Raw genomic sequence first — 15,952 nt, forward strand, 5'->3', positions numbered from 1 at the left:
AGCGCATCGCGTCAGGACATGAACATGCAAGACAGGCCGCGTGACCTGTCGCCTGCCTTTTCCGGCGAGCATTCCTGGTGCCGGGACAAGATGATGCTGAGCGAGGACCTTGCCGGCGGTGTGCCACTGCCGGCCTTTTTCCGGGACGGCGGCTTTCAGCGGGCGATCGACCGCTATGCGGAGGTTTCCGGCGGCAGTGACCGGCGCGCCATCGTTTCCATGTGGTCGCTCTATTACTTCTCCGGGCTCTCGATTCCCTACCTGCTTGCTCGGCGCTTGGCCGCGCAGGCCCTTCCCGTCGCCTTCGAGGAGATGACGATCGCACTGGAGGATACCGGCCTGCCGCGCGCCTTTGGCGTTCCGCATGCCGGTACGATCGAAAGCGAGATCGAGACCGAGAGTTTCGCGACCGTGGGTCCCCTGCTTGAAACCCATCTCGGCGAGGCCGTCATGCGGTTGAAGGCCTGCGGCATCTCGGCAAAGCTCTGCTGGAACAACGCTGCCGTCTATATCGATTACGCATTGCGGCTCACGGGAGGAGAGCCCTCAGGCGGCGGCCCCGACCTTCCACTCTTCCTGCGCGGATGTCTGCCGGATGGCGGCGTAAATCCGTTTTGCGGCTGCGTGAGCTATCTGGATGAAGAAGGTGAGCAGGTCGCACGCCGAAAGGTCTGCTGCCTTCGATACATGCTTCCTGGAATTCCAAGCTGCGGCAAGCTCTGCGCATTGCCAAGCCAGAGGAACCCGCAATGACACGATCTTCCATGACGCGGCGCAGCTTTCTCGCTGCGGCGGCTTCAGCCGCTGCCGGCGCTCCCTATCTTGCCAGGGCACAATCCCGCTGGCCGCTAACGGTGACTGACGCCATAGGGCGGACGGCGACCATTCAAAAGAGACCGGAAGCCGTGATCCTTGGGACGGGATTCAACCTTATCGCCCTGTCGCTGATCGATCCTGATCCCGTCAGCTTGCTCGCCGGCTGGGCGAACGACATGAAAGGTGACAATCCCTTCATCTACGAGGCGTTCCGGAATAAATTTCCAGCAATCGAGGCCGTGCCTTACGTTGGCAACGGGCAGGCGGATGGCCTGTCCTTCGAGGCGGCGCTGTCGCTCAATGCCGATCTCGCGATCATGGGCATGTGGCAGGCTGATAGCGAACTCGGCCGGCGCGCGATGCAATACCTCGAATCGGTCGGGGTCCCGGTCGTCGTCGTTGATTTCAGTCGCGACCCGCTGAGAACCACACCGCGCGACATGCGCCTTCTCGGCCGGATCTTCGAGCGCGATCAGCAGGCCGAGGATTTTGCGAGGTTCTTCGAGACGCGGCTGGCGCGCATCAAAGCCACGACAGCGAGTACGACAGATAGCGGCCCTCTGGTGCTGATGGATGCCTATCCGAGCGATGTCCGCGGAAGCTGGGCGATCGGCCGCACCGGGCTCGGAGAACTGATAGTGCTGGCAGGCGGCCGCAACGCCGCCGACAAGAACCTGCCGCCACAGGGCGGACCGGTGACCGCGGAATATATCCTCGCAGCCGATCCGGATGTCTACATTGCTACCGGATCGCCCGGCGGAACCTACACGGCTTTTTCCGTCGGTCCCGGCGTCGATCCGTCGGAAGCGCGCCGCTCGCTTGGGGAAACGGTGAAGATGCCGAATCTTGCGCCGCTGAAGGCGGTGCGGGAAGGCAGGGTCCACGGCCTATGGAACTTCTTCAATGCCGTGCCGCTCAACATTCTGGCAGCCGAAGCGGTGGCGACCTGGGTCCGGCCGGACCTCTTTGGCGATGTCGACCCGGCAAGCAGTCTTGCCGAGCTCAACGATCGCTTTGCGGCCGTGCCTATCGAAGGCGCCTATTGGACGAGCCTGAAGGCCTAACGGTGGCTTGCAGCGCTGGCCTTGAACAGGCTTCCGGTTGGCGTCTGCAGGAACATGTCGAGCGGGATGTGCTCCTGATGCAGGAAGCCCGTTGCCGGCAGCAGGCCGTCGCGGACCATTTCGATGACGGCGACGACGGAAGCCGACGTCGTCCAGGCAATCGCCGTGCGGCGCGCGCCGGCGATCTCGATCGGATAATAGGCCCGCACGAACTCCTTGCGGCGGAGGCTTCTTGCCTCCGTGCCTTCGGCAGCAACATGGACATAGACCACATCGTCCTCGACCGGCGGCTTAGCATTGGTCAGGATTTCGCCGGCGAGCTTTCGCTGGTCCCGCATCAGCAGCTCATGGAAGAAGAAATTCATCAGGTCCATATGGCCCGGATAGCGCATCGTCTTGTAGTCGAGATTGTCGACCTTGCCGTGCAGCGTATCGCACATCGTGCCGAGACCGCCCGACGTGGTGAAGGCTTCGAGCTTGACGCCCTCGACATAGACCGTTTCATGCCATTCCATCGGCGAGACGAGCTTGCGCATGCCGCCTTCGATGACTTCGCAATCGTTCAGATATTCGTTGACGACGCCTTCCGGCGACCAGTTGAAGGCATAGCCGAGCAGACCCGTCGGGTTCTGTGGCAGGGCGCCGACACGCATGCGGATCGAGCGGCAGCGATCAAACCCATCAGCAAGGCTTGCACCGACGATGCCGACGAAGCCTGGCGCTAGGCCGCATTGCGGAGCCATCAGGCCGCGCGACGTCTTTGCGAGTTCGATGATGAAATTGGTGGTCGGAACATCTTCCGTCAGATCGAAATAATGGATGCCTGCCGCGTGGGCGGCCCGTGCAAGCTCGATATTGAGGTGATAGGGCAGACAGGAGAGCACGGCTTCCATGCCGGAAAGCACCTCCGTCACGAAGGCCGAGTTGGAAATATCGCCAGCACGGCATGTGAACGGCACTTCGGCCTGCGGCAATTGCGCATCGACGCCCCTAACTTCGAAGCCGCCCTCATGCAAAAGCGTTGCGGCCAGCCGTCCGACCTTACCAAGGCCGAGAACGGCGATCTTTTTGAAACTCATGTCTGCCCTCCCATGCGCCGTCGAATTCCGGCGCTCATTTCACGGTGTGCGGCTGTATAGAATAAAGAACTCATAAAAGAAAACGGCCGGAATTGCTTCCGGCCGCAAATTTCGGGTGGAGGATCGCCGATTATTCGTTGATCAGGCGCTTCAGAAGCTCGACCTCATGCGAAAGCTTGGTGTCTCCCGCAATCAATTCCTCGATCTTGCGAACGGCGTGCAGCACAGTCGTATGATCGCGTCCGCCGAAGCGGCGGCCGATTTCCGGGAAGGAGCGCGGCGTCAGCGTCTTCGCGAGATACATGGCGATCTGCCGTGGCTTGACGATAACGCGCGTGCGGCGGTTCGAAACCAGTTCCTGACGCGAGACATTGTAGTGGCGCGCGACGATGCGCTGGATGTCTTCGATGCGCACACGGCGTGGCTCGCCGGAACCGACCAGATGGGCAAGTAGCTCATCCACCCGTTCGATCGACAGGTTCGGCTCGAAGGAGCGCCGGAAGATCAGCTGATTGAAGGCGCCTTCGAGTTCGCGGCCGCTTGCCGTCACGCTACGGGCAACGTGCGAGAGCAGTTCGGCCGGGATTTCCAAAGACGGATCCTCTAGACGGGCCGCAGCCAGGCGGCGCTTCAGAATCTCGAGGCGCATCTCGTAGTCCGGCGCATCGAGTTCGATCGCCACCCCGCCCTGCAGACGGGAACGTACCCGCGGGTCGAGCGATTCAAGCTCCCAAGGCGCCCTGTCGGCGGCAACCACCACCTGCTTGGCGCTATCGAGCAGCATGTTAAGCAGATGGCAGAACTCATGTTGGATCATCTTGCCCTGCAGGAACTGCATGTCGTCGATGATCAGAAGGTCGATATTGCGGAGCGAGTCCTTCAGCGTCAGCGCATTGTTGTCCCGGATCGCCGTCGCGAAACGCCACATGAAATACTCAGCAGTTAGGTAAACGACACGCAGCGCCCGCGGATTCTGGACCGCTGCATTGGCGATCGCCTGCAGAAGGTGGGACTTGCCGAGACCGACATTCGAATGAATGAAGAGCGGATTGAAGCGCACAGCACCCTGCCCTGCTTCCGCGATCGTCTTTGCTGCCGCAAGCGCGACGCGGTTCGAACTGCCTTCGACGAAAGTGTCAAAGGTGAAGCGCGAGTCGAGCGGCGAGCCGAAGAGGGGCTGGCCAGCCGTCGCGGGACGCGCTGCAGCAACAGCCGAAACGGCTTGTTGAACCACTTGACCTGCAGGCTGAGCAGCAAGAGGGCGACGCATCGGTGCCATCTGGGAGGCCGGCTCTTGAATAGCCACCTCATCCACCGGCTTCAGACCGGCACGCGCTGCTGTACGGACGAGAATTTCCACCTTCAGGATTTCAGCATCTTCCTGCTGGAAAAGGCCGGTGATGAGATCGAGATAACGGTTGTTGATCCACGACTTGAGAAATGTGGTGGGAACCGAAAGACGCACGACGCTCTTTGAAACCGAATGCAGCTTCAGACGTGCGAACCAGCTTGCATAAACGTCCGGACCAACCTGGGCCTTCAGACGCGCACCGACACGTTCGAAAAGTATGCCATGCTTCATCTCTCCTTTTTCCCCCGCCGCATCCGGGCAAATAGAGCTAAACGCCTGCGGTGCCTTATCCCCATTTTCAAGAGCACCCGTCGTCAATGAATTCACTTGCATCATGCCGCCTTCCAAATTGATTTCATCGGGCGGATATCAGCCAGCCGCCCGATCAATTTTCCCCGTTCTGGCACGCCGGCAGCCCGTTCATAGGCCATCATGCATGCCGGTTCACACAAACACCGTCCCGCCTAGCGAGACCGACGCAGAGGACCGTGGCAGACACCGCGTTCATGCGGTCCCTGTCATGTTCACTACGCCAAGGTGGCTGCCAGGCCTCGTTTCCCGGCCAACCGCCCAAACGCAAATATACTATCCCCATCCCCTTCGGCTCACCTTAGGCGTGCAGCCGCTGAGCGCACAAAGCATCCTCGTTCCGCGACCAGCCACGGTCCCGGCGCAAATTGCTCAAGTGCTTGAAAAAACGGAGAGATAAACTGCTCCGTAGCAAATGGCACAAACCCATCGGCCTGCCGGTGTGGCAGTTTTGACTAAGCCTTTGCAGGTGATGTCCGCGCCCTTTGCTGGACGCCATTTAGGCAGGATCAGTTGCGGAGATCAATGATGAATTTTACGCAAAATTAAGAAGCGGCCATTGACTCCGGCGCCCGCTTTTGGGCGTCACGCCAATGTCAAAAAAGAATCGCAGGAGAATCAAGGAGATTCCCTAAGTGGGTATTTTGGACACGCATTGAAAGAAAAAAAATAAAAATCCGCTTGACTCACAACTAAGCCCGCCGGAAGGCAGGAGAGTCGCCCAAGCTGGAAACATCCTTGCGCAACTATTTGATTTTAAACATTTTTTCGTGTCACCTCAGTGACACGAAACAGTCGCTAAATTAACCAATCCGGCGGAGATCGTTAGAATCGAAAAAGCCCGGCTTGATTACCGGGCTAATCATAACGATCAATCTGTTAACGAAAGATTATGCGGCCGAAGCTGCCGACAGCGCCTTCACGCGAGCAGCGAGGCGCGAGACCTTGCGGGATGCCGTGTTGGCGTGAAGCACGCCCTTGCTTGCAGCGCGCGCCAGTTCCGGCTGAGCTGCGAGGAAGGCTTCCTTTGCCTTTGCAGCATCACCAGCCGCGAGTGCCTCTTCGACTTGGCGAACGAAAGTGCGAACGCGCGAGCGACGAGCCTTGTTGACGTCGGTACGGCGGGCGATCTTGCGGGTCGCTTTTTTCGCCGAAGTTGTATTGGCCATGGATGCCTCTCTCAAGAATTCGAACAAACTCCGGCATTACCGCGGGCCTTGCGGCCACAATATCCAGCAATGCGGGAGCATAAACGGAAAACCTGATCGGCTTCCCGAACCGTGGGCGGGCATATAGCTCTAAAGCCGACCCGCGTCAACGCGCATTTTCAAGGAAACGCCGCCTTTCTCCGTGGAATGAAGATCAGCGGTGTTTAAAGGCCGGTTTGCGCTTCTCGATGAAGGCAGCCATGCCCTCCTTCTGATCTTCCGTTGCAAAAAGGCTGTGGAACAGACGGCGCTCGAAACGCAGGCCCTCCTCCAGCGTGGTTTCCAGCGCGCGATTGACCGCCTCTTTGGCCATCAGCACCGAGGGCTGCGACAGCGACGCGATCTTGGCCGCTGCCTCCAGCGCTTCGTCGAGAAGCCGTTCCGGTGCGACCACACGAGAAACGAGCCCTGCACGTTCTGCTTCCGCCGCGTCCATCATGCGGCCGGTCAGCACCATATCCATCGCCTTCGACTTGCCGACCATACGCGTCAAGCGCTGCGAGCCGCCCATGCCGGGGATGACGCCGAGCGTGATTTCAGGCTGACCGAATTTCGCGGTTTCCGATGCAATGATAAAGTCGCACATCATCGCCAGCTCGCAGCCGCCACCGAGCGCGAAGCCGCTGACGGCAGCGATCACCGGCTTGCGGGCCTTGGCAATCTCATCCCAACCGCTGATGAATTCGGCCTTATAGATATCTGCAAACTGCAGCGGCTGCATTTCCTTGATATCGGCGCCGGCTGCGAAAGCGCGTTCCGAGCCCGTCAGAACGATTGCGCCGATCGCCTCGTTGGCGTGGAAATCAGCATAGGCATGCTTCAATTCCTTGAGTACCGTGGAGTTCAGCGCGTTCAGCGCCTGCGGCCGGTTCAGCGTAATCAGACCGACATTGCCGCGGGTTTCGACGATCAGCGTTTCATAGGCCATGTTTCTCTCCCTATTTCTGGCAGTCCGGGCAATAGAAGGTGGAACGCCCTGCCTGCACGATGCGCGAGACCCTACCGCCGCAACCGGGTGTGCGACAAGGCAGACTTTCGCGGTCATAGACCGAGAAGGAATGCTGGAAATAGCCGAGCGAGCCGTCGGTCTGGATATGGTCGCGAAGTGACGAGCCGCCGGCCTTGATCGCATCGGCGATGACATCGCGGACCGATGCGACGAGAAGGTTTAGCTGCTCCTTCGGCTTTCCGGTTTTGCTGACCAGCGTTCCAGCAGCACGCGTCGGCATCAAATGCGCGCGCCAAAGCGCTTCGCAGACATATATATTGCCAAGCCCGGCGATGTTTCTCTGGTCGAGAAGCGCACCCTTCAGCGGTTGTGCCTTTCCGGCAAAACGCTGCGCAACATAAGTGGCGCTCAGCTCGTTGCCGGTCGGCTCCGGCCCGAGGCCGAAGAGGAAAGGACTGTTCTGAAGCTCAGACCGATCGGCGATATCCATGAAGCCGAAGCGGCGCGGGTCATTATAGATGACGCGGCGCTCACCACCCTTGCCTTCCAGATGGAAGATCGCATGGTCATGCTTCTCGTCCTTCGACCGCTCGTAGCGAAAATCGCCAGGCGTTTCGCTGACTGGCCCCTGCTCGATGCGGAAGGAGCCGGACATGCCAAGATGGGAGATAATGGTTTTGCCGCTGTCGAGATCGATCAGCAGATACTTGGCGCGGCGGCCAAGTCCGATAATGGTGCGGCCTGAAACCTGGTCTTCGAAATTTTCCGGAAAAGGAAAGCGCAGATCGCCGCGGCGAAGCTCCAGCCTCTCGATGCGGGCACCCTCCATGGCGGGCGAAAGACCGCGCTTCACCGTTTCGACTTCTGGCAATTCCGGCATCTTAACCCATCTGTATTTAAACGTGTTTCAACTGCGGACGATGTGGGTTATAGCGCCAGTAAGCCGCGGGTATTACCCGCCCCCACAGATAGCGTCTTAAGCGACCTTTCGCTATGGTCGCGTACCGATTTCGAGTAACGGAGTAGTCCGATGCCAGAAAGCCGCACTTCCGCCGATGGCGGCATGGAAACGTCCTACGGCTTCCGCGAGGTGCCGAGCGGCGAGAAGCAGGGTCTCGTCAACGACGTCTTCCACAAGGTCGCCAGACGCTACGATATCATGAACGATGTGATGTCGATGGGTATGCACCGCGCCTGGAAGGATGCGATGGTTGCGGCGCTCAATCCGCGCAAGGAACCGGGCTACAAGGTGCTGGATGTAGCGGGCGGCACGGGCGACATCGCCTTCCGTATCGTTGAGGCGTCGAACCGCATGGCGCACGCGACCGTGCTCGACATCAACGGCTCCATGCTGGGCGTCGGCTCAGAGCGGGCAGAGAAGAAGAAACTCTCCGACAATCTTACCTTCATCGAGGCCAATGCCGAGGACCTGCCCTTCGAGGCCGGCAGCTTCGATGCCTACACGATCGCCTTCGGCATCCGCAACGTGCCGCGCATCGACGTCGCGCTCGCGGAAGCCTTTCGCGTGCTGAAGCGCGGCGGTCGGCTGCTCGTGCTGGAATTTTCGGAAGTGGACATGCCTCTTCTGGACAAGGTCTACGAGGCCTGGTCTTTCAACGCCATTCCGAGGTTCGGCAAGGCGATTACCGGTGACGCCGAGCCCTATCAGTATCTCGTCGAATCCATCCGCAAGTTCCCGAACCAGGAAAACTTCGCGGAAATGATCCGAAAGGCCGGCTTTTCGCGCGTGACCTACACCAGCTATACCGGCGGGATCGCGGCCTTGCACTCGGGCTGGAAACTTTGATCTAAATGAGTGCTTTCGGAGCATATTTCCGGCTCGTGCGGGTCGGCTGGATTCTGGTGCGCGAGGGCGTTGTTTCGGCCTTGCCCTCCGAGGGATTGCCGCCGTCCGTTAGCGTCGCGAAATCCTTTGTCGGCCTGTTTGCGCGCAGCCAGGCGAAAACCAAAAAACGCAGCGATCGGCTGGCCCAGGCAGTCGAGCGGCTCGGACCTTCCTATGTGAAGATTGGGCAGTTCCTGGCGACTAGGCCGGATGTCGTAGGCGTGGAGTTCGCTGACGACCTTTCGCAGCTTCAGGACCGGATGGCCTTCTTCCCGATTGCGGCGGCAAAGGCAAGTATCGAAGGTTCGCTCGGCCGCCCGATCGAAGAGCTTTATGCGAGTTTCGACGATCCGATTGCCGCAGCCTCTATTGCGCAGGTGCATCCTGCAGAGGTGAATACCCCCAATGGCCGCAGGAAGGTCGCGGTCAAGGTCGTGCGTCCCGGTGTGCGGCAGCGCTTCGCCCATGACATCGAGGCGATGTACCTCGTCGCCAGTGTGCAGGAGCGCTTCATGCCTTCGAGCCGGCGGCTGAGGCCGGTCGAAGTGACGAAGACCCTCGAGCAGTCGACCAAAGTCGAGATGGATCTCCGGCTTGAAGCGGCGGCCCTTTCGGAGATTGCCGAAAACACGGGGCAGGATCCGGGCTTCCGCGTTCCGAAGGTGGATTGGGAGCGCACCGGCCGCGACGTCATAACCATGGAGTGGATCGACGGCACGAAGATGTCCGATGTCGAGGGGCTCCGCAGCGCCGGGCACAATCTTAACACGCTTGCCGATAGGCTGATCCAATCGTTCCTGCGCCACACGCTGCGCGATGGCTTCTTCCATGCCGACATGCATCCCGGCAATCTCTTCGTCGATTCGGGCGGCATGATCGTCGCCGTCGACATGGGGATTGTCGGTCGGCTTGGAAAGAAGGAACGGCGCTTCCTCGCCGAAATCCTCTATGGCTTCATTACGCGCGACTATGTGCGTGTTGCAGAGGTCCATTTCGAGGCGGGCTATGTGCCAGGCCATCACAATGTCGAAAGCTTCGCGCAAGCAATCCGGGCGATCGGCGAGCCGATCCATGGCCAGCCGGCCGAAACGATCTCGATGGGCAAGCTGTTAACGCTGCTGTTCGAGGTGACGGAACTTTTCGACATGCAGACCCGGCCCGAGCTGGTGATGCTGCAGAAAACCATGGTGGTCGTCGAAGGCGTCTCGCGCATGCTGAACCCGCGTTTCAACATGTGGAAGGCATCGGAGCCAGTCGTCGGAGATTGGATTCGCAATAATCTCGGCCCGAAGCGGGTCGTCACCGATCTCAAGGATGGGCTGAAGGCTGCCGTGAAGCTTGCGGAAGCCGTTCCGGAAATCGCCGCGCAGACCGAGAAATTCCATCACCAGCTGCTGCATATGAGCGAGCATGGACTGCGCTTCGATCCGCAGACAGCGGAAGCGATCGGCAAATCCGAGGCACGATACAGCCGATCCGGCCGCCTCGCGCTCTGGATTATCGCGTTGACGCTTCTCTATATAGCCTGGATGTTGAGCTGAGGCTCAGACACAAACAATCACATGCTGTGTTCGGCATTTGGGATATCCCACAATGCGCAGTGCTCGCTTAGTCTCGCATTCAAGGAGACCTGCAGATGAAGCATGAACGCCCTGGCATCGAACTTTCCGGCCAACCATTCGGCTTTGGCGACATGGTGAGGATAGGGTCCGGCAGGGTGGCGCTATCAGCTTCGCCGACGGGCATGGCACGCGTGGCGATCGCGCGTTCCGTCGTCGAAGAAGCGATCCGGGCTGGCATTCCCGTTTACGGTTCCACTACCGGCGTCGGCGCGATGAAGGACGTCGAATGGTCGGCGGAGGAACTCGATACCTTCAACCTGGGCCTCGTGCGCGCCCATCACTTCGGCACCGGCACGCCCTTTTCCAGCGCTGTCGTGCGGAACGCCATGGCGATCCGCGTCAATACCGCGCTGACGGGCCAGGTCGGGTGTACGCCGGAACTCATAGAAACCTATCTGCGGCTGCTCAGGGCTGACCTCATCCCGCTCGTGCGGCGCACGGGCTCGATCGGTTGCGCCGATATCGGCCTCATGGGACAGATCGGAGCGGTTCTGACCGGCGTCGGCGAAGCCGTCTATCGCGGCAAGCGCATGCAGGCGGCCGACGCCTTCCAGGCGGCGGGGCTGGAACCGGTCACCATGGCGCCGCGCGACAGCCTTGCTTCGCTCAGCATCAACGCGGTGAGTTTTGCATCTGCCGCCGAGGCGACGCGCAATGCGGCGGCTTCGATTCGCGTTCTGCTCGCAACCGGCATGATGGCGGCCGGCGCTCTTGGCGCGTCACGCGACCCCTGGCGGGCAGTACGCCATGTCGGCACCCCGCGGGAAGCGCTGATCGGCTCGTGGTTGTGCAATGCATCAGAGGCTTGGGAATGGCCGGTGGCCACCCACGTGCAGGACCCGCTCAGCCTTCGCATGATCGCCCAGGTCTTCGGCGCGGTGATCGAGAACCTACTTTCGACCGGTCACAAGATCCTTGCTGCCACCGGCCGTTCGGACGACAATCCGGTCGTCGTCGAGGGCCGGGTGATGACGTCCGGCGGTTCGCTACCTCTCGATGTAACGATCCTGCTCGAATCGGCAGCACTCTGCATGGCGCATGCGGCACGCAATTCTTTCAACCGCTGCGTCCTGCTCGGCAACGGACAGCGGCGCGACCTGCCCGTGAACCTCGTGCCGCCCGGCCGGATTGCGACCGGCTTCGGGCCGATCATCAAGCTCGCCGGCGAGATCTTTTCACGCGTGCTTTCCATGTCCAACCCGGTGTCCGCCCAGTCGCTGGTGGTTGCGGCGGGGCTTGAGGACGAAGCGGCTTTCCTGCCGCTGGTGATCGAGCGCTTCGAGCGGCAGATGCGGGCGCTGAAGCGTCTTGCCGCTCTCGAGGCTCTGCTGGCATCACAGGCGGCCGACATTCTCGGCGACCGGCCCGAGGGCGTTGCGGGCATGATTTACGATGTCGTCCGCAAGCACGCCGATTTCTACACCGTCGATCGCCCCCTTTCGGCGGAGGTCGAAGCGATCGAGGAAGAACTCGGGTCCGATGAGTTCGTCTCGAAGCTGATCGAGCCTGTTCCGATCGCCGCCTTCGACGATTTCTTCGCCCTCGGCTCGGTGGAACGCATCGACGGAGACTGACGCAGGAAGCGGTCGTCATCTGAGCTTTTAACCGGAGGAAAACAGCGTGGCTGATTTCGATCTCGTTTTGCAAGGTACCGTCGTGCTGCCGGAGCGCATCCTCGATGAGGGTTATGTTGCAGTGCGCAACGGCAAGATCGCCGAGGTCGGCATCGGCGTGCCGCCCGCGGCCAAGGAGCGGCACTTGCTCGGCAAGGCGCTGATCCTGCCCGGTGCGATCGATGCGCAAGTGCATTCGTTGAGCCAGAAGGATCAGGAGGACTTCATCTGGTCGACGCGTTCGGCGGCTGCCGGCGGCGTCACGACGATCGTCGACATGCCTTATGACGAAGGCAATCTCGTCTGCTCGGCGGAAGCGGTGAAGAAAAAGATCAACCATGCGAGCCCGCAGGCGCGTGTCGATTTCGCTCTCTATGGCACGGTCAGTCCTGAAGAAGGTGCGGCCCGAATACGCGAAATGGTGGATGCCGGGGTCGCCGCCTTCAAATTCTCGACGTTCGGGACCGATGCGAAGCGTTTCCCGCGCATTCCCCCTGCCCTCCTTGCCGAATGCTTTGCCGCAATCGCCCCGACCGGGCTGACGGCCGGTGTTCACAACGAAGACGATGAAGCCGTTCGAACTTACATGGAGAAGGTCAAGGCAAGCGGCGTGACCGACTGGCGTGCCCACGGTCTTTCACGCCCGCCGATCACCGAACTGCTCGCCATGCACACGATCTTCGAGACTGGCGCTTATACCGGCTGCCCGGCGCATGTCGTGCATTGCTCGCTCGGTCGCGGCTACGATATTGCCCGTGCCTATCGCCGCGGCGGCTTCGAGGCGACGGTCGAATGCTGCATTCATTACCTGACGCTTGACGAGGAAAACGACGTGAGGCGCCTCGGCGGCAAAGCGAAGATCAATCCGCCGATCCGGCCGCGCGCCGAGGTGGAAACGTTGTGGCGCAAGATAGCGGAAGGCAATGTCTGGCTGGTGTCGACCGACCATGTGAGCTGGTCAGAAAACCGCAAGACCAATCCGGACATGTTGGCGAATGCCTCGGGCGTGCCGGGGCTCGAGGTCATGGTGCCGCTCTTCGTCAAGGGAGCGTTCGAGCGGGGCATTCCACTCACGTGGGCCGCGAAGCTGATGGCCGAAAATCCGGCGAAGCATTTCCGCCTCGACCACATCAAGGGCGCACTGACGCCCGGCAAGGACGCCGACATCGTCGTGCTGGAGCCGCGAGAGAGTGTCTACGACGCTGCCGTGAGCGGTAACAACGTCGTCGGCTGGAGCCCTTATAGCGGTATCCGTTTGCCATGGACAATTTCGGCGGCATATCTGCGCGGCAGCCAGATAGCCGATGGCGCGAAGGTGCTTGCAGAGCCCGGCACGGGACAATTCGTCCGTCCGCTGCCGCGCCAGATCATTTCCGGAAAAGCCGCATGAGCCGCAACCTGCCCGTCAACGCCGATCGCATCGCCGAGGATATCGACGCACTGGCAAAGATCACCGAGCCCGATCATCCATGGACACGCCGGGCCTTCTCGCCGCTGTTTCTCGATGGCCGCGCCTATATCGAAGCGCGCATGAAGGCGGCCGGGCTGGAGACACGGATCGATGCGGCCGGCAATCTGATCGGACGCCGGGTGGGGACGAAACCGGGTCTTGGCACGATCATGGTCGGTTCGCATTCCGATACTGTGCCGGATGGCGGGCGCTTTGATGGCATCGCGGGCGTGATCTCGGCGTTGGAAGTCGCCCGGGCGCTGAACGATCGGGGAATCGTGCTAGAGCACGATCTGGAGGTCGTCGACTTCCTCGCGGAAGAAGTCAGCATCTTTGGCGTTTCGTGCGTCGGCAGCCGCGGCATGACCGGGCAGCTTCCGGAGGCATGGCTTTCGCGCACTAGCGGCGACCGCGACCTGGCTGAGGGGATTGCGCAAGTCGGCGGCCGTCCAAGCGTGCTGCTGCAACAGAACCGGCCCGATATTGCCGGCTTCCTCGAACTGCATATCGAACAGGGGCCTGTGCTCGAGAACGAGAAGAAAGACGTCGGCATCGTGACGGCCATCGCTGGCATCACCCGGATTGAAATTACAGTCGAAGGCCGAGCGGACCATGCGGGTACGACGCCGATGGATGGCCGCGCGGATGCGCTGGTCGCCGCCTCGCGACTGGTGCTCGATATCCGCAACGCGGCAGGCGAGCGTGCGAAGACGCCGGGCCATTTCGCCGCGACCGTCGGCGAATTCCGGATAGAGCCGAATGCGGCCAATGTCGTACCTTCCAAAGTCGTGCTGTTGATCGACGGGCGCGCGGAAATCCGCAACGACATGGAAGCCTTCTGCGAATGGCTGGATGCGCATGTCGTCAAGCTTGCGACCACCCACGGCGTGACGATCGAACCACCGAAACGCGTTTCAGACAACTATCCGACACCCGGAGATGCCAGCTTGCTGCAGACGCTGGAGCGCGCCTGCGACGCAGTCGGCGCGAAACACCGGCGCATCGCATCCGGCGCAGGGCACGACACCGCCTGGATCGCCAAGGTGGCACCCGCGGCAATGATCTTCGTGCCTTGCAAGGAGGGCCGCAGCCACTCGGCCGACGAATGGGCGGAAAATGACGACATCGCGCTTGGCGCGGCGGTGCTTTTCGAAGCGGTGCGGGAGATGGACAAGGCGCTGAGCAAGGAGAAGGCCTGATGGGACGGATACTCGTTGAGAAGGACGTCGAGGCGGCAGTCAAGGGTGGCTCCGTCTATGCAGCAGGCGGCGGCGGCTGGGCCGATCACGGCCGTATGCTGGGTTATGCCGCGGTCAGCATCGGCAAGCCGGAACTCGTTTCCATCGATGAACTTAATGACGACGACTGGATCGCGACGGCAGCGGCGATCGGCGCGCCAGCCTCCACGACGCCTTGGGAAATGCAGGGCATCGATTACGTGAAAGCCGTCCAGCTTCTTCAGGACGAACTCGGCGAAAAGCTCTCCGGGCTCATCATCGGGCAGAACGGCAAATCCTCGACGCTGAATGGCTGGCTGCCCTCGGCCATTCTCGGCACGAAGGTTGTCGATGCGGTTGGCGATATCCGGGCGCATCCGACCGGCGACATGGGCTCGATCGGCATGGCGGGTTCGCCGGAGCAGATGATCCAGACGGCCGTTGGCGGAAACCGCGCGGAGAACCGCTACATCGAGCTTGTGGTGAAGGGTGCGACCGCGAAGATCTCTCCGATCCTGCGAGCCGCCGCGGACCAATCGGGCGGCTTCATCGCCAGCTGCCGCAATCCGCTGCAGGCATCCTATGTGCGCACGCATGCGGCACTCGGCGGCATCTCGATGGCGCTTGCGCTCGGCGAAGCGATCATTGCGGCGGAGAAGAAGGGCGGACCGGCCGTCATCGATGCGATCTGCAAAACAACCGGCGGCAGCATCCTCGCTGAAGGCATCATTACCATGAAGGATGTCGTCTACACCAAAGAAGCCTTCGACATCGGCACGATCGTCGTCGGCTCCGGCGCCAAAGCCGTGACGATGCATGTGATGAACGAATACATGGCCATCGACGATGCCGATGGTAAGCGCGTGGCGACGTTTCCCTCTGTCATCACGACGCTTTCGCCGGAAGGTGAGCCGCTCAGCGTCGGCCAGCTCAAGGGCGGCATGCAGGTTTTCATCCTACATGTACCCATGGAAATCATTCCACTTTCTGCAAGCGTCCTCGACCCAACCGTCTACCCGCCCGTGGAAGAAGTGATGGGTATTGAGATTGGGCGCTATGCCTTGGCGGCAAAGGCGTGACTTATGGCGCGGGATGCCGGTCTTGAGGAACTGATGAGAGAAGAGCTCAGCGGCCATCCTGGTCTCAGCGAAAAGGCCATGTTCGGCGGCTGGGGCTTTCTGTTGAACGGCAACCTTCTCTGTGGTGCGCGAGAGGATGGCATGCTGGTTCGGCTCGGCAAAGGCAATGACGGGTGGGCACTGGCGCTACCGGGAGCGGTGCAGATGCTGTCGGGCGGGCGCCTGATGCAAGGCTGGGTGCGCGTCAATGCCGATGTGTATGGCGAGGATGCACTGCGAAAGCGTCTGCTTGATGCGGCACTCGCCTATGTGGAGATGCTGCCGGGGAAATCACAAGACAGGACTTGAG

14 protein-coding genes are annotated in these 15,952 nt (G+C 60.9%); 9 read left to right on the plus strand and 5 right to left on the minus strand.

Features of this window, described 5'->3' with window-relative positions:
* Positions 1-18: 18 nt before the first annotated feature.
* Entirely contained in the window at positions 19-753 is a 735-nt protein-coding gene (fhuF, locus tag ACZ9BX_RS13635) for a siderophore-iron reductase FhuF (protein ID WP_476220013.1), read from the plus strand.
* Positions 750-1,880, plus strand: coding sequence for an ABC transporter substrate-binding protein (locus ACZ9BX_RS13640; protein WP_476218502.1), 1,131 nt, complete (start codon positions 750-752; stop codon positions 1,878-1,880). The genes fhuF and ACZ9BX_RS13640 overlap by 4 nt, the downstream gene beginning before the upstream one ends.
* Here ACZ9BX_RS13640 and ACZ9BX_RS13645 read toward each other — a convergent pair.
* The 5 genes from ACZ9BX_RS13645 to mutM form a co-directional block, all read right to left on the minus strand.
* Positions 1,877-2,959, minus strand: coding sequence for a saccharopine dehydrogenase family protein (locus ACZ9BX_RS13645; RefSeq protein ID WP_476218503.1), 1,083 nt, complete (start codon positions 2,957-2,959; stop codon positions 1,877-1,879). The genes ACZ9BX_RS13640 and ACZ9BX_RS13645 overlap by 4 nt on opposite strands.
* Positions 2,960-3,089: 130 nt before the next feature.
* Positions 3,090-4,643: a chromosomal replication initiator protein DnaA gene (gene dnaA, locus ACZ9BX_RS13650; protein ID WP_132561100.1), complete on the minus strand. Its 1,554-nt coding sequence runs from the start codon at positions 4,641-4,643 to the stop codon at positions 3,090-3,092.
* 866 nt (positions 4,644-5,509) lie between these two features.
* Positions 5,510-5,788, minus strand: a complete 279-nt coding sequence (gene rpsT / locus ACZ9BX_RS13655) for a 30S ribosomal protein S20 (RefSeq protein WP_027510846.1) — start codon at positions 5,786-5,788, stop codon at positions 5,510-5,512.
* Positions 5,789-5,981: 193 nt separating this feature from the next.
* Entirely contained in the window at positions 5,982-6,755 is a 774-nt protein-coding gene (locus ACZ9BX_RS13660) for an enoyl-CoA hydratase (protein WP_132560450.1), read from the minus strand.
* Between the two features lie 10 nt (positions 6,756-6,765).
* Positions 6,766-7,656, minus strand: a complete 891-nt coding sequence (gene mutM, locus ACZ9BX_RS13665) for a bifunctional DNA-formamidopyrimidine glycosylase/DNA-(apurinic or apyrimidinic site) lyase (protein ID WP_476218504.1) — start codon at positions 7,654-7,656, stop codon at positions 6,766-6,768.
* A gap of 150 nt (positions 7,657-7,806) precedes the next feature.
* Here mutM and ubiE point away from each other — a divergent pair, with 150 nt between their 5' ends.
* The 7 genes from ubiE to ACZ9BX_RS13700 all read left to right on the plus strand — a co-directional run bounded on the left by ubiE (position 7,807) and on the right by ACZ9BX_RS13700 (position 15,951).
* Complete coding sequence (ubiE, locus tag ACZ9BX_RS13670) at positions 7,807-8,583, plus strand: bifunctional demethylmenaquinone methyltransferase/2-methoxy-6-polyprenyl-1,4-benzoquinol methylase UbiE (RefSeq protein WP_027510849.1); 777 nt, start codon at positions 7,807-7,809, stop codon at positions 8,581-8,583.
* A 5-nt stretch (positions 8,584-8,588) separates the two neighbouring features.
* Complete coding sequence (ubiB, locus tag ACZ9BX_RS13675) at positions 8,589-10,163, plus strand: 2-polyprenylphenol 6-hydroxylase (RefSeq protein ID WP_476218505.1); 1,575 nt, start codon at positions 8,589-8,591, stop codon at positions 10,161-10,163.
* 95 nt (positions 10,164-10,258) lie between these two features.
* Complete coding sequence (locus ACZ9BX_RS13680; protein ID WP_476218506.1) at positions 10,259-11,818, plus strand: aromatic amino acid lyase; 1,560 nt, start codon at positions 10,259-10,261, stop codon at positions 11,816-11,818.
* A gap of 46 nt (positions 11,819-11,864) precedes the next feature.
* Complete coding sequence (locus tag ACZ9BX_RS13685; protein WP_476218507.1) at positions 11,865-13,247, plus strand: dihydroorotase; 1,383 nt, start codon at positions 11,865-11,867, stop codon at positions 13,245-13,247.
* Positions 13,244-14,506: a Zn-dependent hydrolase gene (locus ACZ9BX_RS13690; RefSeq protein ID WP_476218508.1), complete on the plus strand. Its 1,263-nt coding sequence runs from the start codon at positions 13,244-13,246 to the stop codon at positions 14,504-14,506. Before ACZ9BX_RS13685 ends, ACZ9BX_RS13690 begins: the two co-directional genes overlap by 4 nt.
* The gene (locus tag ACZ9BX_RS13695) at positions 14,506-15,603 is read left to right on the plus strand and encodes a DUF917 domain-containing protein (RefSeq protein WP_476218509.1); all 1,098 of its coding nucleotides are present in this window, start codon (positions 14,506-14,508) and stop codon (positions 15,601-15,603) included. The genes ACZ9BX_RS13690 and ACZ9BX_RS13695 overlap by 1 nt, the downstream gene beginning before the upstream one ends.
* Before the next feature lie 3 nt (positions 15,604-15,606).
* Positions 15,607-15,951 (plus strand): TfoX/Sxy family protein, encoded by a 345-nt coding sequence (locus ACZ9BX_RS13700; RefSeq protein WP_476218510.1) that lies wholly within the window; start codon positions 15,607-15,609, stop codon positions 15,949-15,951.
* Position 15,952 lies beyond the last annotated feature (1 nt).

This window comes from Rhizobium sp. USDA 3886 (genome assembly GCF_056279785.1).